Origin of the sequence: Burkholderia sp. Bmkn7 (assembly GCF_041103175.1) — a bacterium.
GTDB lineage: Bacteria > Pseudomonadota > Gammaproteobacteria > Burkholderiales > Burkholderiaceae > Burkholderia > Burkholderia cepacia.
The window spans coordinates 1,906,496-1,933,467 of record NZ_JBGCUH010000003.1; the positions used below are offsets into that span (position 1 = coordinate 1,906,496).

General features: G+C 66.4%; 23 protein-coding genes and 3 tRNA genes. 9 read left to right on the forward strand and 17 right to left on the reverse strand.

The window, feature by feature from the left end:
- Positions 1-110 precede the first annotated feature (110 nt).
- Positions 111-932, reverse strand: a complete 822-nt coding sequence (locus tag AB3K92_RS30340) for a TetR/AcrR family transcriptional regulator (protein WP_021161544.1) — start codon at positions 930-932, stop codon at positions 111-113.
- 215 nt (positions 933-1,147) lie between these two features.
- Positions 1,148-2,368: an MFS transporter gene (locus tag AB3K92_RS30345; protein ID WP_042976429.1), complete on the reverse strand. Its 1,221-nt coding sequence runs from the start codon at positions 2,366-2,368 to the stop codon at positions 1,148-1,150.
- 280 nt (positions 2,369-2,648) lie between these two features.
- On the opposite strand from AB3K92_RS30345, the gene AB3K92_RS30350 reads away from it, so the two are divergent.
- The 3 genes from AB3K92_RS30350 to AB3K92_RS30360 all read left to right on the forward strand — a co-directional run bounded on the left by AB3K92_RS30350 (position 2,649) and on the right by AB3K92_RS30360 (position 5,686).
- A complete protein-coding gene (locus tag AB3K92_RS30350; protein ID WP_369466480.1) occupies positions 2,649-3,191 on the forward strand; it encodes a GNAT family N-acetyltransferase in 543 nt (180 codons plus the stop codon).
- Positions 3,192-3,321: 130 nt separating this feature from the next.
- Positions 3,322-3,948 carry a ParB-like protein gene (locus AB3K92_RS30355; RefSeq protein WP_048020704.1) on the forward strand — a complete coding sequence of 209 codons (627 nt, stop codon included), beginning with the start codon at positions 3,322-3,324 and terminating at the stop codon, positions 3,946-3,948.
- Positions 3,949-3,955: 7 nt separating this feature from the next.
- On the forward strand, positions 3,956-5,686 hold the full coding sequence (locus AB3K92_RS30360) for a SulP family inorganic anion transporter (protein WP_124589693.1): 1,731 nt from the start codon (positions 3,956-3,958) through the stop codon (positions 5,684-5,686).
- Positions 5,687-5,708: 22 nt separating this feature from the next.
- Here the strand turns inward: AB3K92_RS30360 and AB3K92_RS30365 are convergent, their stop codons facing one another.
- The 9 genes from AB3K92_RS30365 to AB3K92_RS30405 form a co-directional block, all read right to left on the reverse strand.
- Positions 5,709-6,644 (reverse strand): carbohydrate kinase, encoded by a 936-nt coding sequence (locus AB3K92_RS30365; protein ID WP_301853522.1) that lies wholly within the window; start codon positions 6,642-6,644, stop codon positions 5,709-5,711.
- A gap of 132 nt (positions 6,645-6,776) precedes the next feature.
- Entirely contained in the window at positions 6,777-7,721 is a 945-nt protein-coding gene (locus AB3K92_RS30370; RefSeq protein WP_369466481.1) for an ABC transporter substrate-binding protein, read from the reverse strand.
- Positions 7,722-7,799: 78 nt separating this feature from the next.
- A complete protein-coding gene (locus AB3K92_RS30375; protein WP_021161550.1) occupies positions 7,800-8,837 on the reverse strand; it encodes a hypothetical protein in 1,038 nt (345 codons plus the stop codon).
- Positions 8,838-8,877: 40 nt separating this feature from the next.
- On the reverse strand, positions 8,878-10,431 hold the full coding sequence (locus AB3K92_RS30380; protein WP_369466482.1) for a sugar ABC transporter ATP-binding protein: 1,554 nt from the start codon (positions 10,429-10,431) through the stop codon (positions 8,878-8,880).
- Positions 10,418-11,665, reverse strand: coding sequence for an ROK family protein (locus tag AB3K92_RS30385; protein ID WP_369466483.1), 1,248 nt, complete (start codon positions 11,663-11,665; stop codon positions 10,418-10,420). The genes AB3K92_RS30380 and AB3K92_RS30385 overlap by 14 nt, the downstream gene beginning before the upstream one ends.
- Before the next feature lie 511 nt (positions 11,666-12,176).
- Positions 12,177-12,263, reverse strand: a tRNA-Leu gene (locus tag AB3K92_RS30390).
- Positions 12,264-12,674: 411 nt separating this feature from the next.
- A tRNA-Leu gene (locus AB3K92_RS30395) sits at positions 12,675-12,761 on the reverse strand.
- 109 nt (positions 12,762-12,870) lie between these two features.
- Complete coding sequence (locus tag AB3K92_RS30400) at positions 12,871-13,860, reverse strand: aliphatic sulfonate ABC transporter substrate-binding protein (protein ID WP_369466484.1); 990 nt, start codon at positions 13,858-13,860, stop codon at positions 12,871-12,873.
- Between the two features lie 336 nt (positions 13,861-14,196).
- Positions 14,197-14,283 (reverse strand) — tRNA-Leu (locus tag AB3K92_RS30405).
- Positions 14,284-14,533: 250 nt separating this feature from the next.
- Here AB3K92_RS30405 and rnr point away from each other — a divergent pair.
- From rnr to AB3K92_RS30435, 6 genes are all read left to right on the forward strand, one after another.
- Positions 14,534-17,026, forward strand: a complete 2,493-nt coding sequence (gene rnr / locus AB3K92_RS30410; RefSeq protein ID WP_021161554.1) for a ribonuclease R — start codon at positions 14,534-14,536, stop codon at positions 17,024-17,026.
- Between the two features lie 149 nt (positions 17,027-17,175).
- Positions 17,176-17,919 carry a 23S rRNA (guanosine(2251)-2'-O)-methyltransferase RlmB gene (gene rlmB / locus AB3K92_RS30415; RefSeq protein WP_021161555.1) on the forward strand — a complete coding sequence of 248 codons (744 nt, stop codon included), beginning with the start codon at positions 17,176-17,178 and terminating at the stop codon, positions 17,917-17,919.
- A gap of 97 nt (positions 17,920-18,016) precedes the next feature.
- On the forward strand, positions 18,017-18,874 hold the full coding sequence (locus tag AB3K92_RS30420) for an N-acetylmuramoyl-L-alanine amidase (protein ID WP_369466485.1): 858 nt from the start codon (positions 18,017-18,019) through the stop codon (positions 18,872-18,874).
- A 91-nt stretch (positions 18,875-18,965) separates the two neighbouring features.
- Entirely contained in the window at positions 18,966-19,661 is a 696-nt protein-coding gene (rpiA, locus tag AB3K92_RS30425; protein WP_027787641.1) for a ribose-5-phosphate isomerase RpiA, read from the forward strand.
- Positions 19,662-19,940: 279 nt separating this feature from the next.
- Entirely contained in the window at positions 19,941-20,657 is a 717-nt protein-coding gene (locus tag AB3K92_RS30430) for a FadR/GntR family transcriptional regulator (protein ID WP_021161556.1), read from the forward strand.
- Between the two features lie 101 nt (positions 20,658-20,758).
- Positions 20,759-21,745: a Gfo/Idh/MocA family protein gene (locus AB3K92_RS30435; RefSeq protein ID WP_369466486.1), complete on the forward strand. Its 987-nt coding sequence runs from the start codon at positions 20,759-20,761 to the stop codon at positions 21,743-21,745.
- A gap of 52 nt (positions 21,746-21,797) precedes the next feature.
- Here the strand turns inward: AB3K92_RS30435 and AB3K92_RS30440 are convergent, their stop codons facing one another.
- The 6 genes from AB3K92_RS30440 to AB3K92_RS30465 all read right to left on the reverse strand — a co-directional run bounded on the left by AB3K92_RS30440 (position 21,798) and on the right by AB3K92_RS30465 (position 26,830).
- Positions 21,798-22,490: an amino acid ABC transporter permease gene (locus AB3K92_RS30440; RefSeq protein ID WP_369466487.1), complete on the reverse strand. Its 693-nt coding sequence runs from the start codon at positions 22,488-22,490 to the stop codon at positions 21,798-21,800.
- Between the two features lie 122 nt (positions 22,491-22,612).
- Positions 22,613-23,407 (reverse strand): cystine ABC transporter substrate-binding protein, encoded by a 795-nt coding sequence (locus AB3K92_RS30445; RefSeq protein ID WP_369466488.1) that lies wholly within the window; start codon positions 23,405-23,407, stop codon positions 22,613-22,615.
- 101 nt (positions 23,408-23,508) lie between these two features.
- A complete protein-coding gene (locus AB3K92_RS30450) occupies positions 23,509-24,546 on the reverse strand; it encodes a quinone-dependent dihydroorotate dehydrogenase (RefSeq protein ID WP_021161559.1) in 1,038 nt (345 codons plus the stop codon).
- A 98-nt stretch (positions 24,547-24,644) separates the two neighbouring features.
- Positions 24,645-25,475: an arginyltransferase gene (locus AB3K92_RS30455; protein WP_048020690.1), complete on the reverse strand. Its 831-nt coding sequence runs from the start codon at positions 25,473-25,475 to the stop codon at positions 24,645-24,647.
- Between the two features lie 33 nt (positions 25,476-25,508).
- Positions 25,509-26,273, reverse strand: a complete 765-nt coding sequence (gene aat, locus AB3K92_RS30460; RefSeq protein ID WP_369466489.1) for a leucyl/phenylalanyl-tRNA--protein transferase — start codon at positions 26,271-26,273, stop codon at positions 25,509-25,511.
- An 11-nt stretch (positions 26,274-26,284) separates the two neighbouring features.
- The gene (locus tag AB3K92_RS30465; protein WP_021161562.1) at positions 26,285-26,830 is read right to left on the reverse strand and encodes an NUDIX hydrolase; all 546 of its coding nucleotides are present in this window, start codon (positions 26,828-26,830) and stop codon (positions 26,285-26,287) included.
- Positions 26,831-26,972 lie beyond the last annotated feature (142 nt).

The following is a 26,972-nucleotide window of genomic DNA, read 5'->3' on the forward strand; positions in this document are numbered from 1 at the left end:
CCGGCCCGTGCCCCGTGCCGCACGGTCGATCGACGGGGCGCCTCGGCGCTCCGCATGACCGCGCGTTTCAATCAAATCGTGAACAGGAAGCCGCGCGTGGCCTCGCGCGCTCAGTTCGTGGAATGCAGCGTCGCCGTATCGGCGGCGGCCGCGCCCGACGACGGCAGCCCGAACGCTTCGCTTGCGCCTGCATCGTCGAGCACGGCCGCGAAGATCGACAGTTGCGCGCTGTCGGGCATCGGCGCTTTCAGCGCGGCGACGATCAGTGACGAGAGCCGCGCGATCATCTGCACGTCGTTCATCGTGCGGCCTTGCGAGAACTCGTCGATCAGGCTTTCCGTTTCGGCGCCTGCGAGCGCGCCGGACAGTGCGCCGATCGCGAAGTGCAGCCGCCAGCCGAGCTCCGTGCGCGGCAGGTGCGGCAACGCGCGCTGGAACGCGTCGAAGAAGCGGCCCGCGACGCTTGCGTAGTGCGCGGTCAGGAAGTTGCGCACGAACGGCGACGGATCGGTGTACGCGCGGCCGATCAGCCGCAGGAACCCGGGCCCGCCGCGTTCGGGATTGCGCGATGCCTTCAACGCGGGAATGAACATCGCGCCGAGCACGTGCTCGCAGGTGATGTGCGTGCCGAGTTGCGCGTCGAAGCGGTCGAGGATACCGAGGCGTTCCTGGTTGAGCTGGTCGAGCCGGCGCGACAGCATCGCGTGGATCAACGCTTCCTTGCTGCCGAAGTGGTAGTTGACCGCGGCGAGGTTGACCGCCGCGCGCGAGGTGATCTGGCGCATCGACATCGCCTCGAAGCCATGCTCGATGAACAGGTCCTCGGCCGCATCGAGGATGCGCGCCTTCGTCCCGCCGGTCTGCCGAGTGCCGGATGACCGTGCCCCGGACGGCCGTCCCGCGGATGGCCGCCCCTCCTGACTTACTGCCATGTCCCGCCTCCCATGCCGGTCGCCCGGCCACGAACTGGTGATTTGATTATCTGATTCAAACAGTCGTTTTTATTAAGATAAAAAAGGGCGAGCGGAGCGGGCAAGCGGGGAATCTGGACAAATTCCTCTAGTTCGATGTGCGAATGCGGAAAGTATCGCGCGCGCCTTCGACAGGGCGGGGCACGCGCGATGGTGCAATGCGGCAATGCGCGGGATCAGGCGACCGTGCTACGCGTATTGACCGATTGCGTCATGTCGATACCGCGCCGCTCGCGGCTGAACAGGATCAGCACGGCGATCACGACGGCGACGATGCCGGCCACGAGCGCGAGCGCGAAGCCGTAGTTGTTGTTGTGCGAAACGGCGAGCGAGGCCTGCATCGTCGCGTTGCCCGACGCGAGCAGGTTGCCGAGCTGATAGACGACGCCGGGGAAGGTCGCGCGGATCTCGTCGGGCGAGATTTCGTTCAGGTGAACCGGGATCACGCCCCACGCACCCTGCACCGAGATCTGCATCAGGAACGCCCCCGCGGCGAGGGCAACCGGGCCGCTCGAGAATGCCCACAGCGGCAGCACGGGCAGGGCGATCAATGCAGCGATGAAGATGGCGCGACGCCGGCCGATCCGCTCCGAGATCGAGCCGAACGACAGGCCGCCGACGATGGCACCGATGTTCAGCACGATCGTGATCCACGACACGGTATGGGGATCGAAATGATGCTGTTCGCGCAGGAACGTCGGATAGAGATCCTGCGTGCCGTGCGAGAAGAAGTTGAACGCGGTCATCAGCACGATCGCGTAGATCGTGAGCTTCCAGTTCTGCTGCAGCGTGGCGCCGAGGCTCGGGCGCGGGCGCTTCTCCATCTGCTTCCACGCCGGCGATTCGGGCACGTGGGCGCGCACGTACAGCACGAGCAGCGCGGGCAGCACGCCGACCATGAACATCCCGCGCCAGCCGATGTACTGGTAGAACAGGCCGAACACGACGGACGCGAGCAGGTAGCCGCTCGGATAGCCGGCCTGCAGCAGCCCCGACACGAAGCCGCGTGCATGGGTCGGCACGGTCTCCATCGTCAGCGCGGAGCCGACGCCCCATTCGCCGCCCATCGCGACGCCGAACAGCGCGCGCAGCACGAGCAGCGCGGTCAGGCTCGGCGCGAAACCCGATGCGAGCTCGAGCAGCGAGTAACACGCGATGTTGACCATCAGCGTCGGGCGGCGGCCGAAGCGGTCGGCGAGCCGGCCGAAGATCAGCGCGCCTAGCGGACGCATCGCGAGTGTCAACGTGAGCGCGAACGCGACGGCGGGAATCGTCGATCCGAATTCGGCGGCGATGTCCTTCAGCACGAAGACCATCAGGAAGAAATCGAACGCATCGAGTGTCCAGCCCAGGTAGGCGGCGATCGTCACGTTGCGTTGTTCGCGGGTCCAGCTCATGTCCGAGGTCTCCTCGTTGGCTTGCGCGCTTACGATGTGCATGCGGATGCCGGCCGGCTTGCGCGCGGTGCGGGGGCATGGATCGAGTGTAGGCCGCGGCGCCCGGCGATGTGGGGCGCGATAACGCCGAATCGGGAATAATCCCTAGGAAATGAACTGTTTCGGATTCGGCAACGGCGTCGCGCGAAACCGGCGACAGGCATCTGTATCATTCCGGAAGGCCGTTTGTATCTGTTTTGTAATGCGTCCGGTGAGCATCGTCACCGAATCAGGAGTCCAGATGACTGAACCTTCCGCCGCCACGCTGCCCGTGCTCGAAACTGCGCGGCTGTGGCTGCGTCCGCGCGTACTGGCCGATCTCGACGCCTGCATCGCGATGGATCGCGATCCCGAGGTCACGCGGCACATCGCGGGCCCCTGGCACGATCCCGTCGAGCACAGGCGCTTCGTCACGCACCGGATCACGCGCGACTATCCGCCGGGCCTCGGCTACTGGTCGATCTTCGAGAAGGCCGCGCCCGATGCGTTCATCGGCTGGGTCCTGCTGATTCCGGACTATGCGGACGGCGCGCGCGACGTCGAGATCGGCTGGCGGCTGGTGCGTGAGACCTGGGGGCGCGGTATCGCGAGCGAGGCCGCGCAAGCTGTCGTGTGCCACGCGTTCGACACCGTGCGCCTGCCGCGCGTGATCGCCGATATCGCGGAAGCCAACAGCGGCTCGTTGAACGTCGCGCGCAAGCTCGGGATGCGCCGGGTGAGCGTCGTGCACGATGGCATTCCTTACATTCGACATCGTCTCGAACGCAACGACCTGCGCGCGTAGCGCAGCGTCTTGCGCAGGTACGGACGGTTGTCAGAGATCGTCAACCGGATGCGTATCGAGGTCACGACGTATTAACGGCTCGTGTGATCAGGAGTATCGTTGCCGGAATTTCGCAACATGGGGTACGACCATGGCACTCGGCAACGATGTTCACCTGATTCCCGTCAAGCTGGAAGAACTGCGTCCGACGCAGATGACGGTCGGCTATCGCGAAGTCAAGGCGAAGCGCAAGCACTGGAAAGGGCTCAACAAGCGCGCGCGCAAGGCCGCGATCGAATCGCACTGGTTCCCGGCGGTACTCGGCCCGGACGGGCTGCACTACATCACCGATCACCACCATCTCGGCCTCGCGCTGATCGAGGAAGGCGAGGTGCGCGTGAACGCGATGCTGCTGAAGGACCTGTCGTGGCTCGACGACACGATCTTCTGGCGGATGATGGAACACAACCAGTGGGTGCATCCGTTCGGTGCGGACGGCACACGCCGCGACTACGCGAATCTGCCGAAGGCGCTGACGGGTCTCGTGGACGATCCGTACCGCAGCCTCGCCGGCGAACTGCGCACCGCGGGCGGCTACGCGAAGGACGCGACGCCGTTCAGCGAATTCCTGTGGGCCGACTACCTGCGCCAGCACGTGTCGCTCGACCAGATCCGCAAGAACTTCGCGAAGGCGCTCGATATCGCACTGCATCGCGCGCATGAGCAGGATGCACGCTATCTGCCCGGCTGGTCGGGCGTCATCGCCGTCAAACCCTGAGCACCTCATGACGACCGCCCCGATCCGCCCCGATGCCGGCCCGCAGCATGCCGAGCATTTCTCCGCGCTCGACGCGGCCGCGCCGCCGCCGACGCGGCGCATCGGCCTCGACGCGCTGGCCGGCCTGTCGATCGCGGGCCTGCTGATCCCCGAGGCGGTCGCGTACGCGGGGCTGGCCAACCTGCCGCCGCAGGCCGGTCTCATCGCGTTGCTGTCGGGGCTCGTCGTCTATGCGCTCACCGGCAGCAGCCGTTTCGCGATCGTGTCGTCGACGTCGTCGTCGGCTGCCGTGCTCGCGGCGACCGTGCTCGCGGAGTCGGGAATGGCGCTTGCCGCGCAGCTCGCGCTGGCGGCGGCGCTCGTCGCGATGACGGGCGTGCTGTTCATCCTGGCGGGTGCCGCGCGGCTCGGCGGCATGTCGGATTTCGTCGCGCGGCCGGTGCTGCGCGGCTTCACGTTCGGCCTCGCGCTGACGATCGTCATCAAGCAGTTGCCGAAGATTCTCGCGATTTCCGTGCAGCACAGCGATGCGCCGCATGTCGCGCTCGACCTGATCAGCGGCGCGCCGCACGCGAATCTTGCGAGCGTCGTGCTCGGCGCGATCGCGCTGGCGTTGCTGTTCGCACTCGGGCGGAGCGCGCGGGTGCCCGCCACGCTCGTCGTGATCGTGCTGTCGATCGCGGCCGGTTATGCGGTCGACTGGCAGCGATACGGCATTGCGATCGTCGGCCACATCGACTTCCGGCATATCGAGTTCGGCCTGCCGACCCTCGACCGCAACGCATGGATGCAGACCGTCGAGCTTGCGTTCGCGCTGATGCTGATCCTGTATGCGGAGTCGTACGGATCGATCCGCAACTTCGCACTGAAGCACGGCGACAGCGTGTCGCCGAACCGCGACCTCGTCGCGCTCGGCTGCGCGAATCTCGTGTCGGGCCTGCTGCACGGGATGCCGGTCGGCGCCGGTTATTCGGCGACCTCGGCGAACGAGGCGGCCGGCGCGCAGTCGCGCTTTGCAGGCCTGTGGGCGGCGGGCGTGGTCGGGCTGATCGTATGGCTGCTGCTGCCGCAGCTGGCGCGCACACCGGAGCCGGTGCTCGCGGCGATCGTGATCTTCGCGGTCAGCCACTCGCTGCATCCGTCGGTGTTCCGGCCGTACTGGGCCTGGCATCGCGACCGGCTCGTCGTGATCGCCGCGCTGCTCGCGGTGCTCGTGCTCGGTGTGCTGCACGGGCTGCTCGCGGCCATCGGCGTGAGCCTGCTGCTGACGCTGCGCAAGTTGTCCGAGCCGAACGTCAGCGTGCTCGGCAGGCTGCGCGACAGCCATGATTTCGTCGACGTCGCGAGCCACGCCGACGCGAAGCCGGTGCCGGGCGTGCTGATCGTGCGGCCCGAGGCGCAGCTGTTCTTCGCGAATGCGGACCGGATGTTGAACCGTGTGCGTGCGTTGATGAAAGCCGCGCCGGACACGCATACCGTGATGCTGAGCCTCGAGGAAACGCCGGATGTCGACGGCACGACGATCGAATCGTTGCGCACCTTTGCGGCCGAATGCGCGGCGCGCGGGTTGCGGCTCGCGCTCGTGCGGCTCAAGGTGCACACGCTGCATGCATTGCGCCGCGCGGCGGACGATACGCTTCACGACGATGCGATGTCCGAACTGAGCGTCGACGAGAGCCTGCAGCTGCTGCAGGCCGGGACGCCGCCGGACGGCAGCGGCGGAACGACTGCCGCGTGACGGGGCGGTGCGCCGGTACGTGCTATTGCGAAACTGCAGTATCGGCAGTGCGGTCGATCATGCCGGTCACCTCGGCCGCCGTCGGCGCATAGGCGCCTGCATGCGCACAGGCGACCGCCGCGCACGCGGCCGCGTAGCGCAGATGCTCGGCGGCTGACGCGTCGGGACGCGCCAGCTGGCTTGCGAGCCAGCCGCCGATGCTCGCGTCGCCGCAGCCGACGGTGTCGGCCACCTCGGTCGGGAACGCGGGCTGGAACAGCACGGTGTCGCGATGCAGGAGCTGCATGCCCGATGCGCCGCGCGTGACGAGCATCGTTGCATCGGGCGCCCACGTGCACAGTTGCGCGAGCGCGGCGGCTTCATCGAGTTCCGGAAACAACCCGCGCAGATCCTCGTCGGACACCTTGATCCAGTCGGCGAGCCCGGCCAGCCGGCGCAGCGTGTCGCGATACGACGGCGCGGCCATCGGCGCACGGAAGTTCGGGTCGAACGAGATTCGCTTGCCGGCCGTCCGTGCGGCCTGCGCGACTTCGATCAGGCGCGCCGCGAGCGGCTCGCGCACGACGCCGAGCGAGCCGACGTGCACGATCTCGGCCGCATCGAGCGCACCGGTGGGCAGGTCCGCCGGATCGAACGCGAGATCGGCGCTGTTCTCGCCGATGAAGAAATAGTGGGGCGGCTGCTTCGACACGACCATCGCGAGCAGCGGCGCACGATCGACCTGCCGGATGAAGCGCAGGTCGAGCCCGGCGTCGGCACTCTTGCGCATCAGTTCGTCGCCGAAGATGTCGCGGCTGACCGTGCCGGCGAAGGCCGTCGGCACGCCGAGTCGCGCGCCGACGCGCGCGACGTTCCAGCATGAGCCGCCGGCGATGCTGTGCCAGTGCTGCGCGTCGTCGCGGATGAAATCGGTCAGCGCTTCGCCGAATACGATCAGGCGGGGGAACGTCGTCGTCATGTCGAAACCTTGTGCCGTGGCGTTGCGCACGGCCGTACAGCGGTTGATCCGAAAAGGCGGGCAGTGCGGGGCCGTCGCGCATGGCGACACGGCCCCGCACCGCCCGATTGCGTGGGCGGACAGGCGGCGCGATCAGCGCGGCGAGCTCCAGCCCTTGTAGGTCTTCACGTTGTCGCGCGTGATGAGCGTCGGCTCGATCAGGATCATCGGATTGGCCGGCTTCTGGCCGTTCATGATCCCGTAGCCGACGTTGACCGCCTGCTGCGCCATGGCCCAGGGATCCTGGCTCGACGATGCCTGCACGAGCGTGTTGGACTTGAGCGCGACTTCGATGTCGGGTGCGCCGTCGACCGACGTGATCACGATGCCCGGCCGGTTCAGCTGCTTCGCGGCGAGGTCGCTGCCGATCGCCTGCGGGTCGTTGATCGTGAACACCGCGTCGAGCTTCGGAAAGCGCGTCAGGTAGCCTTGCATCGCATTCATCCCGCCTTCGCGCGAACCCTTGCCGTCCTGGTCGCTCGACAGCACCTTGATGCCGGCGTTTTTCGCGAGCACGGCCTTGCAGCCGTTGACGCGATCGATCACGGCCGATACCTGCGGGCCGTTCTCGATGATCACGTTGCCCTTGCCGTTGAGTTTCTTCGCGATGTAGTCGCACGCGAGTTCGCCGGCCTTCACGTTGTTGGTCTGCACGGTCGCGTTTGCGCCGGCCGCGGCGACGTCGACTGCGACGACCGTGATGCCGGCCGCCTGCGCCTTCTTCACCGCCGGCTCGATCGCCTTCGGATCGGTCGCGTTGAGCAGGATTATGTCGACGTGCGCGGAGATGAAGTTGTCGATCTGCGTGAACTGCTTGTTCAGGTCGTAGTCGGCCGAGACGGCCGTGACCTTCGCATTCGGATTGAGCTGCCTGGCGCGTGCTTCGGCACCCTTGACGATCGTGACGAAGTACGGATTGCCGAGCGACCCGACCGTGACGCCGATCGATTTGAGCGGCTTGTCGGCCGCGTGTGCGGCGGAAGCGCCGAAGGCGAGTGCGCAGGCGACGGCGGTCAGGGCGGCTTTGTGCTTGATCATGTCGTTGTGTCTCCGAGTTGTTGGTGAACGGGCGCAGGCGAACCGGCCTGCGCCGCAAGGTTGAATCGACGGGAAGGGTCAGGTGCGTGCCGAGTCGCGCTGGCGATAGCGATCGAGCGCAACGGCGCCGATGATCACGAGCCCCTTGATGATGTACTGCCAGATGTCGGACACGCCGAGCAGTACGAGGCCGTTCGTCAGTACCGCGATGATCAGCGCACCGATCAGCGTGCCGACGATCGAGCCGACGCCGCCGACGAAGCTCGTGCCGCCGAGGATTACCGCGGCGATCGCGTCGAGTTCGTACGACTGGCCGAGCTGCAGGCCGTTTGCCGCATAAAGCCGCGCGGCCGACATCACCGCGCCGAGCCCGGCGAGCAGGCCCGACGCCGCATAGACGAACATCTGGATCGCCCGCACGTTGATGCCCGACAGGCGCGCGGCTTCCGGATTGCCGCCCACCGAATAGATGCGCATCCCGAGCACCGTGCGGCGCAGGATGAACCACGAGATCGCGATGACCGCGCACGCGATGACGACGAGCCAGGGCACACCGAGGATCGTGCCGTTGCCGATGAACGCGAACGGCAACTGAGGATTGAACACGGTGGTGTCGTTGCCGATCAGGCGTGCAACGCCGCGCACGGCCGTCATCGCGCCGAGCGTGACGATGAACGGCGGCAGGCGCAGGAACGAGATCAGGCCGCCGTTGATCGCGCCGAACACGAGGCCGACGACGAGCGCGAACGGTACGCCGAGCCAGCCCCAGCCCGGAATGGTCGACGCGAGCAGCGCCGCGACGGCCGCGGCAGCGAGCACCGAGCCGACCGACAGGTCGATGCCGCCCGTCAGGATCACGAAGGTCATGCCGGCGGCGAGCACGATGTTGATCGACGCCTGCTGCGTGACGATCGACAGGTTCTGCAGCGTGAAGAAGCCGTCGGTCAGGAAGCCGAAGCCGATGCACAGAACCAGCAGCACCGGCAGCATGCCGGCGGTGCGGATCAGCGACTGCATGCGGGCGCGGTGATCGGCGCCGCGCAACAGCGGCGTACGGTTGCCCACCGGATGGGCCGTCGCGGAAGCGAGGTTCCGCTGCTTGGTCGGGTTGATCATGTCGGTAACCTGAATGTAAGAATGGACTGAAAGGGCGGGCTCAGTGCGCGTCGGCGAGTTCGGCCTGCGAGCCGGTGGCGAGCGCGATGATGGCTTCCTGCGTGATGGGCGTATGCGTGTGGCCGCCGAGTTCGCCCGCGATTTCGCCTTCGCGCATCACGAGCACCCGGTCGGCGACGCCGATGATCTCCGGCAGTTCGCTCGAGATCACGATCACACCCACGCCGGCTCGGGCCAGTTCGTTGATGATCCGGTAGATCTCGGATTTCGCGCCGATGTCGACGCCGCGCGTCGGTTCGTCGAGGATCAGCACGCGCGGCTTCGTCTCGAGCAGGCGCGACAGCAGCACTTTCTGCTGGTTGCCGCCTGACAGCGCGCCGACGTTGACGTTCGCGTGGGGGACGCGGATCGACAGCGATGCAATCGCGTCGCGTGCGCGTTCGGCGCCGCGCGCGAGGTCGAGCGCACCGAGCCGCGCATCGCGGTTGCAGACCGAGATGTTGATGTTGTCGCGTACGCTCATGTCGAGGAACAGGCCCTGGCGCTTGCGGTCTTCGGTCAGGTAGACGAGCCCGGCGTCGATCGCGTCGCGCGGCGAGTGCGCGCCGAACGTGCGTTCGCCCACCTTCACGTTGCCGCGCACGCGCGGTTCCGCGCCGAAGATCAGCCGCGCGAGCTCGGTGCGGCCGGCGCCGACGAGCCCCGCGATGCCGAGCACTTCGCCGGCGTGCAGGTCGAGGCTGCAGCCGCGCACGCGCGCGCCGTCGGCGATGTCGCGTACCGACAGCAGCAGGTGGCCGGGGTCGTACGGCGCGTGTTCCTTCTTGTAAAAGCCGGAGATGTCGCGGCCGACCATCATCGCGACAAGACGCTCGGCCGACAGCGACGCGCGCTCGAGCGTGCCGACATACGTGCCGTCGCGCAGCACCGACACACGATCGGACAACTCGTAGATCTCCGCCATCCGGTGGCTGATGTAGATGATCGCGAGACCTTCCTCGCGCAACTGGCGGATCAGGCGGAACAGGTGTTCGGTCTCGCGCGACGACAGCGGCGTGGTCGGCTCGTCCATCACGAGGATGCGTGCGCGGGTGTGCACGGCGCGCGCGATCTCGACGAGCTGCTGTTCCGCGATCGACAGCGTGCCGACGAGCGTGTCGGGCCCGAACGATGCGCCCAGGTGCGCGAGCACGTCCTCGCAGCCGCGTGCCATCGCCGCGCGGTCGATTGTGCCCCAGCGCCGGTTGCCGCGCCGCAATTCGCGGCCGATGTAGATGTTTTCCGCGACGCTCAGGTTCGGGGACAGGCACAGCTCCTGGTAGATCACCGCGACGCCAGCATCGCGCGCGGCAAGCGGGCCGTCGATGTCGATGCGTTCGCCGTCGATCAGGATCTCGCCGCCGGCGTCGGCGCGGTACGCGCCCGACAGGATCTTCATCAGCGTCGATTTGCCCGCGCCGTTTTCGCCCATCAGCGAGTGGATCTCGCCGGGATAGACGGTCAGGCTCACGTTGTCGAGCGCGCGCACGGCCGGGAACGTCTTGCTGATCCCGCGCATCTCGAGCAGCGGGCGAGGCGACTCAGATCGCGACATGGTTGACCTCCTGCGAATCGGTGCGGGCGCCCTTGAGGATGCCGGCCCGCGGGGAGAAGTTGAAATACATCGGCAGCGTGGCTGCGCCGATCGCGCCGGCGTCGGCACCGAACGTGCCGCGCACGAGCACCGGCGTGCCGCGTGCTTCGGGCGCGGTGGCCACGAGCGCGGCACGCAGGCGCGTTGTCACCGCGTCGAGCAGGCCAGCGTCGGTATCGGCGTCGAGCACGACCACTGGCGCATCGACCACACACAGCACCGCGCGCAACGCAGGGGCGAGCGCGTCGACGCAATCGTCGATCCATTCGTCGACGGCGGGCAGGCCGCGAGCGATGCAGGCTTCGAGATCGGCCCAGTTGTCGACCGTCTCGCCGTGATGGCGCAGATGGCGCACGAGCGCATGCAGCGACGCACGCGCGAGCAGGATGTCCCACGGGCCACGCGGCGGCGGCGCGGAAGCGAGCCGGCTCGGCGGCACGGGAATCACGGCGATGTCGCCCGCGTTGCCGGTCACGCCGCGCAGGCAGTCGCCGTCGATCGCGATGCCGCCGCCGATCGCCGGCCCGATGAACAGATAGACGAAGTCGTCGCACTGCCGGCCGTATCCGTAGAACAGCTCGGCGATCGCGGCTGCGTTGCCGTCGTTCTCGCCGAATACCGGAAGCGACAGCATGCGACCGAGGTCGCTGGCGAAATCGACGTCTTCCCATGCGCGGAACGTGTCGGGTGCGAGACCGAGTTCGCGCATCCACGCGCCGAGGTTGTAGGGCTGCGCGACACCGATGCCGGTCAGGCGGGCGCGCTCGTGGTCGGGGAGCAGGGCCTGCATCGCTTCGATGTCGTGGCGGACGATCTCGAGCACGTCGGCAGGCGGAGGCAGCAGCGTGTCGTGCGAGCGGCGGCCGAGCACGTCGCCCGCGAAGTTGACGAGCGCCGTTTCGATGCGCATCCGGTCGAGATGGACGCCGATGCCGAACGCGCCGCGCGGGTCGAGGCGAATCAGCGAAGCCGGCTGACCGCGCTGGCCTTCGGTGCGGCCCGCGAATTCGATCAGCTTCGCGTCGGCGAGCGATGTGATGATGCTGCCGACCGCCGTGCCCGTCATGTTCGCGAGGCGGGCGAGATCGGCCTTTGACGCGCTGCCTGCGCGGCGCAGCGTCTTCAGCAGCAGGCGCTCGTTGTAACGGCGCACGTTGGCCGAGTTGCTGCCCTGGCCGAAGTGCGGGCTTCTCATGGCGTCTCCTTCCATGGCGCGCCGTGCAGCGGCGCATTAAATAAATCACGTTGATTTATTTAACCGCGTGAACGCCGGCATGTCAGCCTAGGGAAATCCCGGTTTGAGGTGGAGGGCGGGGATGGTAGTTCGGGGCGTCCGGAATCGGGGATGGATCGCGGAAGCCCGGTCGTTCAGGCGGAAGGTGGCGTGGGTGGTGGCATGAACCCGGGCAGTGGGTTGTCGCCGGACTCGCAGCATGCTGCCGCAGTTTGCTTGCGCTGGCGGTGCAAATCGAAGCGGCTGGGTCTGCTCGAGAAGATGAGGGGGAGGTTTTTCCGGAGCCGGAAATAAAAAAAGGCCGGCTAGAAGCCGACCTTTTCAAAAAAACAGATGGTGCCCAGGAGAGGACTCGGTCACACATGCGCGACCCCGGCTGCGCTTGCAAGCGCAGCCTTTCGAGTCCTCACGCAAAGCGCTGGGCTTGAAATGAAAAAAGGCCGGCTAGAAGCCGACCTTTTCAAAAAACAGATGGTGCCCAGGAGAGGACTCGAACCTCCACGATGTTGCCACCGCTAGGACCTGAACCTAGTGCGTCTACCAATTCCGCCACCTGGGCACGTTTTGCAGTAGCTGCTTGCTGCAAAGAAGCGAAATTATAGCGCGTCTCTGGCGGCTGTCAACAGGATTTGAGGTCGCGAACGAAAATAATTTGACGGATTTGTTTGGGCATCGAGCGAGGTGCGCAAACATCGCGGCGGGGCGACCGACGTGCACCGTCGAACACTTGTGATGGGCGGGTTTGCGCGGGCTGATCCCTTCCGGATGTCGGAAATGCAGGTGAGCCGACTGGATGGGGCTTTTTCAGGAAGTGGAGGGTCAGGAGGGAGGGCTGGGTCGCACATGTGTAACCCGAGTCACGCTTGCAAGCGCAGCCTTTCGACGCCCCGCTCGGAGCAACCAAGCGCTTTGCTTCCTGGGCTTGAAATGAAAAAAGGCCGGCTAGAAGCCGACCTTTTCAAAAAACAGATGGTGCCCAGGAGAGGACTCGAACCTCCACGATGTTGCCACCGCTAGGACCTGAACCTAGTGCGTCTACCAATTCCGCCACCTGGGCACGTTTCGCTTGCTGCGATGCGAAGACCGCTATTTTAGCGTGTCTTCGCATCCTGTCAACACAATTTCATTCGAAGCGATAAAAATATTGCCCCTCGCGCGACGGATTCTCACGCGCCGACCGGAATCGCGCGTTTCGCGTCGAAGTTCCAGCGCTGCGCCTGACTCGTGTCGACTCGGGCCGGCAGCAGTCCCGCCGCGAGGAATGTATCGGCGATCTTCTGCTGTTCGCCGAAGTTTTGTGCGACCACCGCGCGAACGAGATAACTGCGTCGCGCGTTCGCGCGCGCGATCGTCGCCGCGTCGAGCCCCCAGATCGGCGCGAGCGTATTCGCTGCGTCCTGCGGGTGGTTGCGCAGCCACGTGCCGGCCTGCGACAGCTGGTCGAACAGGATCTGGACGACGTCGGGCCGCGCAGTGGCGAAGCTGGTCGACGCGAGGTAGTAGCGCTGGTATGACGCGAGTCCGTTGCCGTCGGCGAGAATCCGTACGTCGGGATTGCGGTCGACCGATGCGACATAGGGATCCCACGTGATCCATGCGTCCACGCTGCCACGCTCGAACGCCGCGCGGCCGTCCGCGGGCGTCAGGTAGCGGATCGTCGCATCGGCCGGCCCGAGCTTCGCGCGTGCGAGTGCGGCAAGCAACAGGTAATGGCTGCCGGCCGCCTTCGTGACCGCAATGCGCGTGCCCTTGAGATCGGCGAGCGTACGCAGTGTGCTGTCCTGCTTGACGATGATCGCCTGCGCTTTCGGCGAAGGCGCTTCCTGTGCGACGTACACGAAACGCGCACGAGCAGCTTGTGCGAAGACCGGGACCGTATCGGCCACGTCGGCGCTGAAATCGACGGCGCCGATGTTGAGTGCTTCCGTCAGCGGCAATCCGCTTGCGAATTCATGCCACGACACGCGCAAGCCGAGCGGCGCCAGCGCCTGCTCGAGCGCGCCGCGCGTCTTGAGCAACGTGATGAGTGTCGACGACTTCTGGTAGCCGATGCGCAGCACATCGGGTGCGTTCTCGGCGCGCGCTCGGACGCCGGCGGCAGTGAGACCTGCGGCCAGCATCGCGCGCGCGAATGCGCGGCGGTTCATCGGCGTCATGGATCGTGCTCCTTGTCTGGTTCGTTGCATTGAAGCGAGCCGGCTAACGTACCAACAGGGCGAGCGGACCATAACCGATAAATTCTGCTATCGATCCTGCTGGCGGGCATAAGGGCGGGGCGCCAGTAATTGCGGCGCGTCCATGCATGTGCGGTCGAAATGAAAAAGGCCGGCAGAAGCCGACCTTTTCAAAAAACAGATGATGCCCAGGAGAGGACTCGGTCACACATGCGCGACCCGGCTGCGCTTGCAAGCGCAGCCTTTCGAGTCCTCACGCAAAGCGCTGGGCTTGAAATGAAAAAAGGCCGGCTAGAAGCCGACCTTTTTAAAAACAGATGGTGCCCAGGAGAGGACTCGAACCTCCACGATGTTGCCACCGCTAGGACCTGAACCTAGTGCGTCTACCAATTCCGCCACCTGGGCACGTTTTGCAGTAGCTGCTTGCTGCAAAGAAGCGAAATTATAGCGCCCCAATTAATCGTGTCAACACTTTTTTGCGATGCACTGCAAACCGGGCTCCGCCGCGCCTGCCGGCGGCATTCCCCGTCATTTGGCGACACAGGCGGGTGATAGAATGACCCGCCGCCGTCAATATAGAACTGTCTGAAGGACACCTCTATGTTGATGCCGTGCACCATCAGTCAACGCAACGAGAAAAATCATCGACAAACCCTTGAGCAAATATCCGTACCCCATTCCGAGCCGTGAAGAGATTCTCGGCGTGCTGCGTACGAGCGACGCGCCGCTGGCCGCCAACGACATCGCCGAAGCACTGTCGATCAAGCGTCAGGAGCGCGAGGGGTTCTTCCGGCGTGTCGCCGCGATGGAGCGCGACGGCCAGATCCGCCTCGACAAGCGCGGCCACTACCAGTTGACCCATCCGTCGAACTTCGTCGCCGGGCGCGTGCAAGGGCATCGCGACGGCTACGGGTTCGTGATCCGCGACGACGGCCAGGACGACCTGTTCCTGCCGAACGGCGAAATGCAGAAGGTGATGCACAACGATCGCGTGCTCGCGCGGATCGTCGGCTACGATCGCCGCGGCCGCCCGGAAGGGCACGTCGTCGAAGTCACCGAGCGCGCGAACAAGCGCGTGATCGGCCGCCTGCTCAACGAGAACGGCGCGCTGATCGTCGCACCGGAAGACAAGCGCATCGGCCACGACATCCTGATCACGCAGAACGTGAAGAAGGCGAAGGTCGGGCAGGTCGTCGTCGTCGAGCTGACCGATTTCCCGAGCCGCCATTCGCAGCCGCTCGGCCGTGTCGTCGAGGTGCTCGGCGACATCGACGATCCGGGCATGGAAATCGAAATCGCGGTGCGCAAGTACGGCGTGCCGCACGAATTCAGCCAGCCGGCGCTCGACGAAGCCGCCGCGCTGCCCGACAAGGTGCGGCCGACCGACCTGCGTTTCCGCGTCGACCTGCGCGACGTGCCGCTCGTGACGATCGACGGCGAGGACGCGCGCGACTTCGACGATGCCGTCTACTGCGAGCCGGTGAAGGTCGGCCGCGGCGACGGCTACCGGCTGATCGTCGCGATCGCCGACGTGTCGCATTACGTACAGCCTGGGAGCGCGCTCGATGCCGACGCGCTCGAGCGCAGCACGTCGGTCTACTTCCCGCGCCGCGTGATTCCGATGCTGCCGGAGAAGCTGTCGAACGGCCTCTGCTCGTTGAATCCGCAGGTCGACCGTTGCGTGCTCGCGTGCGACATGGTGATCACCGGGCGCGGCGAGATCAAGGCGTACCAGTTTTACCCGGCCGTCATCCATTCGGCTGCGCGCCTCACGTACACCGAAGTCGCGGCCGTGCTGTCGAACACGAAGGGGCCGGAGGCCGCGCGCCGCGCGGATCTGCTGCCGCACCTGCAGGATCTGTACGGCGTCTACAAGTCGCTGTTCGCCGCGCGGCAGAAGCGCGGCGCGATCGACTTCGACACGACCGAGACCTACATCGTCTGCAACTCGCAGGGCAAGATCGAGCAGATCGTGCCGCGCCAGCGTAACGACGCGCACAAGCTGATCGAGGAATGCATGCTGGCCGCAAACGTCTGCGCGGCCGATTTCCTGAAGCGCAACAAGCATCCGGGCCTGTACCGCGTGCACGCGGGACCGACGCCGGAGAAGCTCGAGAACCTGCGTGCGTTCCTGCGCGGCATGGGCCTGTCGCTCGGCGGCGGCGACAAGCCGCATGCGAGCGACTACGCGGCGCTGATGGCGCAGATCCGCGACCGGCCCGATGCACAGATGCTGCAGCCGATGCTGCTGCGCTCGATGCAGCAGGCCGTCTACAGCCCGGACAACATCGGTCACTTCGGCCTGGCCTACGAGGCGTACGCGCACTTCACGAGCCCGATCCGCCGTTATCCGGACCTGCTCACGCACCGCGCGATCTACGCGATCCTGTCCGGCAAGAAATACGTGCCGAAGGCGCCGGACGGCTTCGAGCTGAACACCGCGCTGTCACCGCGCGCCCGTGCGATGCAGCAGGCCGACGACGAAACGCGCGGCCGCTCGCGCTCGAATACGGCGATCTGGGAAGAACTCGGCCTGCACTGCTCGGCGAACGAGCGCCGCGCGGACGAAGCGTCGCGCGACGTCGAGGCCTGGCTCAAGTGCTACTTCATGCGCGACAAGCTCGGCGAGGAGTACGGCGGGATGGTGAACGGCGTCACGTCGTTCGGCATCTTCGTGCAGCTCGACACGCTTTTCATCGAAGGGCTCGTGCACGTCACCGAACTCGGCTCGGACTACTTCCAGTACGACGAAATCAAGAACGAGCTGCGCGGCGAGCGGACGGGTATCCGCTATCGTCTGTCGGATCGCGTGCGCGTACAGGTGAGCCGTGTCGATCTCGACGCGCGCAAGATCGACTTCCGCCTCGTGCGCGATACGCCGGTGAAGGCGCCGCGCCCGTCGCCCGCGCCGGCTTCGGCTGGCGGCGGTATCGACCGTAACGGCCCGCGTGTCCGTGCTCTGCCGCAGGCGGAAGAACCCGCGCCGCGCCGCAAGAAGGCCGCGAGCGCGCCGAGCGTCGCGGTGAAGGACGCGCGCGCCGCGCGTGCCGCCGCGAAGAAGAAGGGCGGTAGTGCCGGCAACGGCGGCGGCGGCGGTGCGGCGGCGAAGCCGACCGCGAAGAAGACCCGCGCCCGCAAGAAGTATTGAGCGTTCGGGGCGGCGCCATGCGCACGCCCTGCAGTATCGAGAGACGCCGCGTCACCGGTCATCGGCCGGCAACGCGGCGCTTTCCTTTTCCATGGATCGCGGCTGCGCGCGTCGCGCGGCCGCACGTTTGATCGAAGGTTGTTCCAGTCATGTCACGTCTGAAGGTTCTTTACGGTTTTCATGCGGTGACCGCACGTTTGCGGCACGATGCATCGACGGTTGCGGAGGTGCTGTACGACCAGACGCGCCGCGACCGCCGCATGCAGGACTTCCTGCACGCCGCGAAGGAAGCGGGCGTGCGGCTGATCGCGGCCGATGAAACGCGCCTGTGGGGCCTCGCACATACCGAGCGCCACCAGGGCGTCGTCGCGCGTGTCGAGGACATCCCGCTCGCGCAGAACCTGTCCGAACTGCTCGACGGCATCCAGGGCCCCGCGCTGCTGCTGGTGCTCGACGGCGTCACCGATCCGCACAACCTCGGCGCATGCCTGCGTGTCGCCGATTCGGCCGGTGCGCACGCGGTGATCGCGCCGCGCGACCGTGCGGTCGGCCTGAACGCGACCGCCGCCAAGGTGGCGAGCGGCGCGGCCGATACGGTGCCGTACATCACGGTGACGAACCTCGCCCGTGCGCTGCGCGAGCTGAAGGACGCCGGCGTGTGGGTCATCGGCACGTCGGACGAAGCCTCGGCAACGCTCTACGAAACGAAGCTCGACGGCCCCGTCGCGCTCGTGATGGGCGCGGAAGGCGAAGGCATGCGCCGGCTCACGCGCGACACCTGCGACGAAGTGATGAGCATTCCGATGGCCGGCAGCGTCGAAAGCCTGAACGTGTCGGTCGCAAGCGGCGTGTGCCTGTACGAAGCCGTGCGCCAGCGGCGCGTGAAGGGCTGACGCAGCCCGTCCCGCGCGGCTTGCGCGGGCCTCGAATGACCCGAACGACGCGTGCCGCGATCCGGTGCGGCACGCGGCCCTCCGGAGTGCGCGACCGATGACCCTGTTCCGCATAGGCGCATCCTGCGCCGTGCTGTGCCTGCTGGCTGCCTGCACGTCGCCGACGCTCGTCGAACGCGGCACCTACTATGCCGACACGAGCCTGCACGCGCGCGGTGCCGATTCGCGGATCCGCTTTCTCGTGATGCATTACACCGAAAGCGACGAGGCGAAATCGCTGCGCACGCTGACGGGCGATTCGGTCAGCGTGCATTACGTGATCCCGCCTCAGCCGCGCATCGAGCGCGGGCTGCCCGTCGTCTACCAGCTTGTTCCGGAATCGGAGCGCGCATGGCACGCGGGCGTCAGCGAGTGGCAGGGCACGACCGAGCTGAACGCGGTGTCGATCGGCATCGAGAACGTGAACCGCGGCCCGCTCGATCCGCAGAACCGCACCTGGCAGCCGTATCCGCCCGAGCAGGTCGCCGCACTGACCCGGCTGTCGAAGGACATCGTCGCGCGCTACGCGATTCCGCCGACGCGCGTGGTCGGGCACAGCGACATCGCGCCACAACGCAAGATCGATCCGGGGCCGTTGTTCCCGTGGCGTGCGTTGGCGCAGGCCGGTGTCGGTGCGTGGCCGGACGCCGCGACCGTGGCGGCGCGGCTCGCCGGTCGGGATCCGCATGCGCCGGTCGACGTGCGCGAACTGCAGCTCAAGCTCGCGCGCTACGGCTACGACGTGGCGACCGACGGCGTGCTCGACGAACGTACGCGACGCGTGTTCGCGGCGTTTCAGATGCATTTCAGGCCGGCCGACTACGCGGGTGATCCGGACGCCGAAACCGATGCGATCGCGCAGGCGTTGCTCGACAAGTACTTCGCCGGCACGCAACCCGCGGCAGATGAGCCCTGAACCCGCGGCGCACCGCACGCCGAAAAACGCGGGCCGTCATCCGACTCCGGTAAACTGGCGGTTTTCCGCAATCCCGCAGCTTTACCACTCCATGACTCAAGACGAACTCAAACGCCTCGTCGGCCAGGCCGCCGCCGACTACGTGATCCAGAACGTGCCGGAAGGTGCCGTGATCGGCGTCGGCACCGGCTCGACCGCCAACTGCTTCATCGACGCGCTCGCCGTCGTCAAGGCGCGCTATCGCGGCGCCGTGTCGAGCTCCGTCGCCACGACCGAACGCCTGAAATCGCACGGCATCAAGGTGTTCGACCTGAACGAGGTCGACTCGCTGCAGGTGTACGTCGATGGCGCCGACGAGATCGACGCGGGCGGCGCGATGATCAAGGGCGGCGGCGGTGCGCTCACGCGCGAGAAGATCGTCGCATCGGTGGCCGACACGTTCGTCTGCATCGCCGACGCCAGCAAGCGCGTGCCGGTGCTCGGCGCGTTCCCGCTGCCGATCGAAGTCGTGCCGATGGCACGCACGGCGATCGGCCGGCGCGTGACCGCACTCGGCGGCGTGCCCGTGCTGCGCGTGACGAAGGACGGTGCGCCGTACATCACCGACAACGGTAACGAGATCATCGACGTGAAGGGGCTGCAGATCGCCGACCCGCGCGGCTTCGAAGCGCAGGTGAACGCATGGCCGGGCGTCGTGACGGTCGGCCTGTTCGCCGAGCGCGGCGCGAATCTGTGCTTGCTCGGCACGGAAAACGGCGTTGAAACGATCGTTTATTCGGCTAATTGAAAGATATGGAAAGCAGTCCGTAACGGTATGCCATGTACCGTAATGAACTGAATGTTTAAATCTTGTGGAATTCGGGGCCCGGTAGGCGCAATGCGCTTCCCGGGCCTTATTTTTAGCCGTATAAATCACCCCGTCAAAAAGAGGGATAACCCTGTCAGGTGTTTACCAGATAGCGAAATGTCCTCGAACTCATCAACTTATAGATCATAAGAACAGTCGTAACCAGGGCCGGCGGAACTGCGGAGCAGGTGTTCGCAAATCGACGCACGGGGAGGTGTCATGGAGCAGGGCAAAGACCGGTCACTGGTCGCCAAAGTGATGGATGGGCTTGTCTCGGGTATCGTCGAAGACAAGTACGGCGGCATCTTGCCGCCGCAGGACGTGCTGTCGAAAGAGTTCGATGTGAGTCGCACCGTGATGCGGGAAGCGTTGTCGATGTTGCTTGCGCGCGACATGCTCGACGTGCGTCCGAAAGTCGGCACGCGCGTGCGGCCGATGCGCGACTGGCGCATGATCGATGAAGACGTGGTGAGCTGGCGCTTCCGGGCGAAACCCGATCCGCAGTTCATGCGCGACGTCATCGAATTCCGGATGCTGATCGAACCGCGCGCGACCGCGCAGGCGGCGGTGCGCGCAACGGCGGCGGACATCGCGGGCATCCGTGAAGCGTTCGATGCCTTCAAGGTGCTGCAGCCGGGCGACCCCGGCTACGACACGGCGGACGAGTTGCTGCACACGCGGATCGTCCAGGCGAGCGGTAACCAGTTCTTCCAGCAGATGGCGGCGATCGTACGCGGCGCGGTGCGCCTCGTGAATCCGCGTGTCGTGCAGAAGGAGGGCGCGCACGACGTCGTGGTGAAGGCGCATGCGCGTGTGGTCGACGCAATCGAGCGGCGCGATCCGCGCGAAGCCGAAGCCGCTTCGCTCGCGCTGATCGATTTCAGCGCCGACGAGATCTCGCGCGATTTCTCCGTCGACGTGCCCATGCGCGCCTGACGCGGCGCGTTTCGCTCATCCGTGTGCCGCCGGGCCGTTTATCATGACGTCCGGCCGGCAGCGTGCCGGCCACCGTCATACGACCGACACGGAAGATCAGGATGAACGACAACGACCATCGCCCGGTGCGCTTCGGCATCATCGGCGCAGGCAGCATTGCGCGCCGCTTCGCGCAAAGCCTCGCACATGTGCCGGGCGCCACGCTCGCCGGTGCCTGGGCCCGCCGCGCGGACGCCGCGGCAGCCTTTTGCGGCGCGCACGGCGGTTCGCCTGCCGCCAGCCTCGAAGCACTCCTCGCGAGCGATATCGACGCGGTCTACATCGCGACGCTCCATGACAGTCACGCGCAGTACACGCTGGCCGCGCTTGCCGCCGGCAAGGCCGTGCTGTGCGAAAAACCCGCGACGCTGAACGCGGCGCAACTCGACACCGTGCTGCAAGCGGCACGCGACGCCGGGCGGCTTTTCATGGAGGCGATGAAGCCGCCGTTCTTCCCGCTGTACCGTCAGTTGCGCGCGCACCTGCAGGACGATCCGATCGGCGAGATCCGGCTCGTACGGGCAGGGTGCGCGTCGTCGTCGGTACCCGGCGACCATTCCGTCTATCGCCTCGATCGCGCGGGCGGTGCGCTGCTCGATATGGGGATCTACGAGACCTTTCTCGCGGTCGACTGGCTCGGTGCGGCGCTCGACGTACAGACGCTCGGCCGCGTCGGCGCGACGGGTGTCGACCTGTTCGCGAGCCTGAACAGCGTGCATGCGCACGGCGGGATCGCCCAGCTTTTTTGCGGGCTCGACGTGATGGGGCGTGGCGACGCGCTGATCGCCGCAGCCGGCGGCCATGTGATGATTCACGAGAAGTGGTGGAACCCGGTGCGCGCGACGATCAGCTATGCGGACGGGCGCACCGTCGAACTCGACGCACCGGCTGAAGGCGGCGGATTGAACTACGAGACCGCGCACTTCTGCGACCTGCTGCGCGCGGGCAAGACCGAAAGCCCGATCATGACGCACGACCATTCGCGGCTGATGATCGCGATGACCGATGCCGCGCGAGCGGCGCTCGGCGTGCGCTATTCGGGCGAGTAAGCGGGAAGGAAGGCGCCGGGCGCGCGCGGGCGGCCCGGCGAACGGCCGGTGCTCAGTGCCGCGTCGGCAGCGACAGGCGTTTTTCGTACCAGCGCTGCACCCATTCGAGGACCTGGCACAGGATCCAGTACACGGCCGCGGCGGCGAGATAAAGCGGCAGCGGCTGATAGGTCGCCGCGATCACTTCCTGCGCACTGCGCAGCAGTTCGGTCACGGTGATCACGGACACGAGCGACGTGTCCTTGATCAGGCTGATCAGGCTGTTCGACAGGCTCGGCACCGCGATGCGCAGCGCCTGCGGACCGATCACGTAGCGCAGCGTTTGCCCCCACGACAGCCCGAGGCTGTACGCGGCGAGCCATTGGCCGCGCGCGATCCCGTTGATCGCGCCGCGCATGCTTTCCGACATGTAGGCCGCGACGTTCGCGGACAGCGCAATGACGCCGGCCGGCGTCGGGTCGAGCGAGATGCCGAGGCTCGGCAGCCCGTAATAGATGACGAAGATCTGCACGAGCAGCGGCGTGCCGCGCATCAGGCTCACGTACGCGCGCGCCAGCCACGCGAGCGCGTTGACCCAGATGCTCTCGAAGCCGTCGAGCGCTTCGCTCTGCCGGATGCCCATCATCGCGAGCACGACGGCGCCAAGCAGGCCGAACACCATCGACAGCACGGCGAACTTGACGGTCAGTACGGCACCCTGGGCGAGCACCGGCAGCGATTGGACGAGCAGGGAAGTTGTCGACATGGAATACGAAGCGAATGCGTGCGCGAAAGCGCAATCATAAACCGGACGAACAAAACAAAGGGCGGCATCGTTGCGGATGCCGCCCTTTCCGGCCCGCCGTCAGGCGGGAAATGCAGGCGTGCTTACTTGATCGGTTTCGTCACGTCGATGCCGAACCACTTGTCGGAGATCTTCGTGAACGTGCCGTCGGCCTCGAGTTGCGTCATCGCGTCGTCGATCGCCTTCTGGAACTTCGGGTTGCCCTTCTTGAACGGGATGCCCGACGGGTTCGCCGAGCCGACGTTCGCGCCCGGGCGCAGCGGCAGTTGCGAATTCTTCGTCAGGTACGCGAGCATCAGGCGGTCGTTGAGCGCGGCGTCGAGTCGGCCGGCCGCGAGATCGCGCAGGTACTCGGGCGCGCCCGGGTACGTCTTCACGTCGATGCCGGGCACCGACTTCGCCATGTCCATGTAGTTCGTGCCGAGCGCGACGCCGAGCTTCTTGCCCTTCAGGTCATCCAGCGACTTGAACTCGCGCGTGTCGTCCTTGCGCTGGATCAGCTGCGCGGACGAAAACGTGTAAGGCGGCGAGAAGTCGAGCGTTTCCTTGCGCTTGTCGGTGATGCCGACCTGGTTGGAGATCACGTCGAACTTGCCGGCCTGCAGACCCGCAATGATGCCGCTCCATTCGGTCGTCACGAATTCCGCCTTCACGCCGAGCTTCGCGGCCACGGCTTTCGCGATGTCGACGTCGAAGCCGACGAGTTCGCCTTGCGGGTTCTTCGAGTTGAACGGCGGGAACGTGCCTTCGAGGCCGACCCGCAGCGTGCCGCGTTGTTTCACCTGGTCGAGGAGGTCGGCCGCATGCGCGGTGGCGGCAGCGAGCGACGTGCCGATCAGGCCGGCAACCAGCAGCTTCTTCAGCAGCGCAATCTTCATCGTGTGTTTCCTTGCCCTGTCCGGGTCATTGATTCTGGTAATGAGGGCCGATGATAGCAAAAATGCAATCGACCTCTAAATACCGTTTGTTTATGTCTATATTACGCGGTGCGTTCGCGGGCGACGGCCTTCACGCATTCCGCGACGAGCGCGGGGCCGCGGTAGATGAAGCCCGTGTAGAGCTGCACGAGCGCTGCGCCGGCCGCGAGCTTCGCACGGGCGTCCTCGCCCGAGAAAATGCCGCCGACGCCGATGATGGGCACTTCGCTGCCGACTTCCGCGTGCAGCTTGCGGATCACTTCGTTCGACGCGTCGAACACGGGGCGGCCCGACAGGCCGCCGGCTTCGTCCGCATGCGGCAGGCCCTGGACGGCCGCGCGCGACAGCGTCGTGTTGGTGGCGATGACCGCCTCGATCTTGTGGCGCAGCAACGTGTCGCCGATTTCCTTGACCTGTTCGTCGTCGAGATCGGGGGCGATCTTCAGCGCGAGCGGCACGAGCTTGCCGTGCAGGTCGGCGAGGCGCTGCTGCTTGTCCTTCAGCGCCGCGAGCAGCGCGTCGAGCTCGCCCGCGCCCTGCAGCTGGCGCAGGTTCTTCGTGTTCGGCGACGAGATGTTGATCGTTACGTAGCTCGCGAACGGGTACACGCGCTCGAGGCAGTACAGGTAATCCTCTGCGGCGCGCTCGATCGGCGTATCGGCGTTCTTGCCGATGTTCAGGCCGAGGATGCCCCGATAGCGGGCAGCCTGGACGTTCTTCACGAACTGGTCGACACCGTGATTGTTGAAGCCCATCCGGTTGATCAGTGCCTCGGCCTGCGGCAGGCGGAACATCCGCGGGCGCGGGTTGCCGGGCTGCGGGCGCGGCGTGACCGTACCGACCTCGATGAAGCCGAAGCCGAGTGCCGCAAGGCCGTCGATGGCCGCGCCGTCCTTGTCGAGGCCTGCCGCGAGGCCGACCGGGTTGCGGAACGTGAGCCCCATCACGGTGCGCGGCGCGTCGGGCACGCGGGCCGACAGCGCGCAGGCAAGGCCCGTGCGGCCGGCCGCGCCGAGCGCGCGCAGCGTGAGGTGGTGAGCGTCTTCCGCATCCATCTTGAACAGGGATGCGCGGGCCAGCGGATAAAGGGAACTGAACACGGGAATAGGGCGGACAGCCGGAATGGATGACAACCCGCTATTTTACCGGGAGTTGAGCGGCAGGGGCGCGCTTCGCGTCCTCGCCCCTGCAGCGCGTGTCAGCCCGAGCCGGAATGTCCGCCCGGCAATGGCGCGCGGGCCAGTGCCGCGTCGACGGGCGGCAGGTCGATCCGATCCGGATCGAGTATCTTCCAGCGGCCGTCGATCAGCCCTTCGAGCGGGTGGAAGTTCGCCTTGTAGGCCATCTTCGGGCTCTCGCGGATCCAGTATCCGAGATACACGTAGGGCAGGCCGAGGCTCCTGGCCTGCTCGATCTGCCACAGGATGTTGTAGGTGCCGTAACTCGTGTGCTGATCGTCGGGCTCGAAGAACGTGTAAACGGACGACAGTCCGTCGCCGAGGATGTCGATCATGCTGACCATGCGCAGCCTGCCGGGCTCGCCGCCCGGTGTGTCGAGGTCGCGGAATTCGACGAGGCGCGAATTGATCCGGCTCTGCAGCAGGAATTGCTCGTACTGGTCGCGGCTGTCGCGATCCATGCCGCCGCCCGCGTGGCGTGCGGACTGGTAGCGCATGTAGAGCGCGTAATGCTCTTCGTCGTAGTGCAGCGGCGAAACCGTCGCGACGAGCGTGCGGTGCCGCTTCCACATCCGGCGCTGCGTACGCGACGGCGCGAACGCGTCGACGGGGACGCGCACCGGCACGCAGGCACGGCAGCCGTCGCAGTACGGGCGGTATGTGAAGACGCCCGAACGCCGGAAGCCGGCCTTCACGAGCTCGGTATAGATGTCGGAATTGATCAGGTGGCTCGGCGTCGCGACTTGCGAGCGCGCGACGCGGCCGTCCAGATAGCTGCACGGATAGGGCGCCGTTGCATAGAATTGCAGCGCCGAAAGCGGTGAAAGCGGCAGCTCAGTCGGATGAGTCATGGGCAGCTCTCGTTGCAGGGAGGGAGTGCCGCGCTAGCGCTCGATCCCGGAGGGAGGCGCCGTTTCGGCGCGGCCCGTCAGCGCGGCGAGCACGCGCTTGTCGAACTGCCACGGAATCGGCGGTTCGGCTACCGCGCTGCGCACGTGAGCGACAAAGGCCTTGCGTGCGATCTCGCGGCCGCCGAGCGACGCTAGATGCGACGTATTCTGCTGGCAGTCTATCATTTCCAGCCCCTGCTCGCGAAGGTGCGCGACGAGCGTGGCCAGCGCGATTTTCGATGCGTCGGTCGCGTCCGCATACATCGACTCGCCGAAAAACATCCGCCCGAACGACACGCCGTACAGGCCGCCGACGCGTCGCCCGTCGTGCCAGGTCTCGATGCTGTGCGCGTTGCCGGACCGGTAGAGCGACGTGTATGCATCGATGATCTCGGCCGTGATCCACGTGCCGCGCTGCCCGCGGCGCGGCGCCTGCGCGCAGGCGCGCATCACGCCCGCAAAGTCGTGGTCGACGCGCACTTCCCATTCGGGTTCGCGCAGCACGCGCTTCAGCGTCTTGCGCAGCGAGGGCGACACCTTGAACTCGGCCGGCACGAGGATCATGCGCGGGTCGGGGCTCCACCACAGCACGGGCTGGCCGTCCGAATACCACGGGAAGATGCCGCGCAGGTATGCGTCGATGAGGCGCGACGGCAGCAGGTCGGCGCTCGCGGCGAGCAGCCCCGGCGCGCCGGTCGCGGGGCCGAGCGCGCGTTCGATGGGCGGAAACGGATCGTCCGGGCCGAGCCAGGGGACCATGGGGCGAGGGCTCAGCCGTTGCGCAGCGAGCGGAAGATATCGCCGGTGTGCACGCCGTAGTCGCCGGCGGCGCGATCGGCGAAGAAGAATCGCAGGGTCTGGCTGACGGTCGGGAACGCGATTTCGTCCCACGGGATGTCGGCTTCGTCGAACAGCTTCACTTCGAGGCTTTCCTCGCCGGCTTCGAATCCCGGATCGGTGAGCCGCGCGAGGTAGAACAGGTGAACCTGGTGCACGTGCGGCACGTTGAGCAGCGTGAACAGGTTCTGCACCTCGACGCGCGCACCGGCTTCCTCGAGCGTTTCGCGCGCGGCGGCTTCGGCCGTCGTCTCGCCCATTTCCATGAAGCCCGCGGGCAGCGTCCAGAACCCGTAGCGCGGTTCGATCGCGCGGCGGCACAGCAGGATCTGATCGCCCCAGACCGGGACCGTTCCGACGACGTTGCGCGGATTCTGGTAGTGGATCGTGCCGCAGTGATCGCAGACGAAGCGCTCGCGGTTGTCGCCCGGAGGAATGCGCGCGATGACTTCGTGACCGCAGACGGAGCAGAATTTCATGTCGAGTGGAAGGGACGAGGTGATGCGAGTGTATCACCGGGTCGCGGCATTCTTGAACGCCTGCGCATGCCGGCCGCGTGTCGCGCGAAGCGGAAGGTGCGGATGCGCGAAGAGGGGCGGGAAATGAGACGGGAAAACAAAA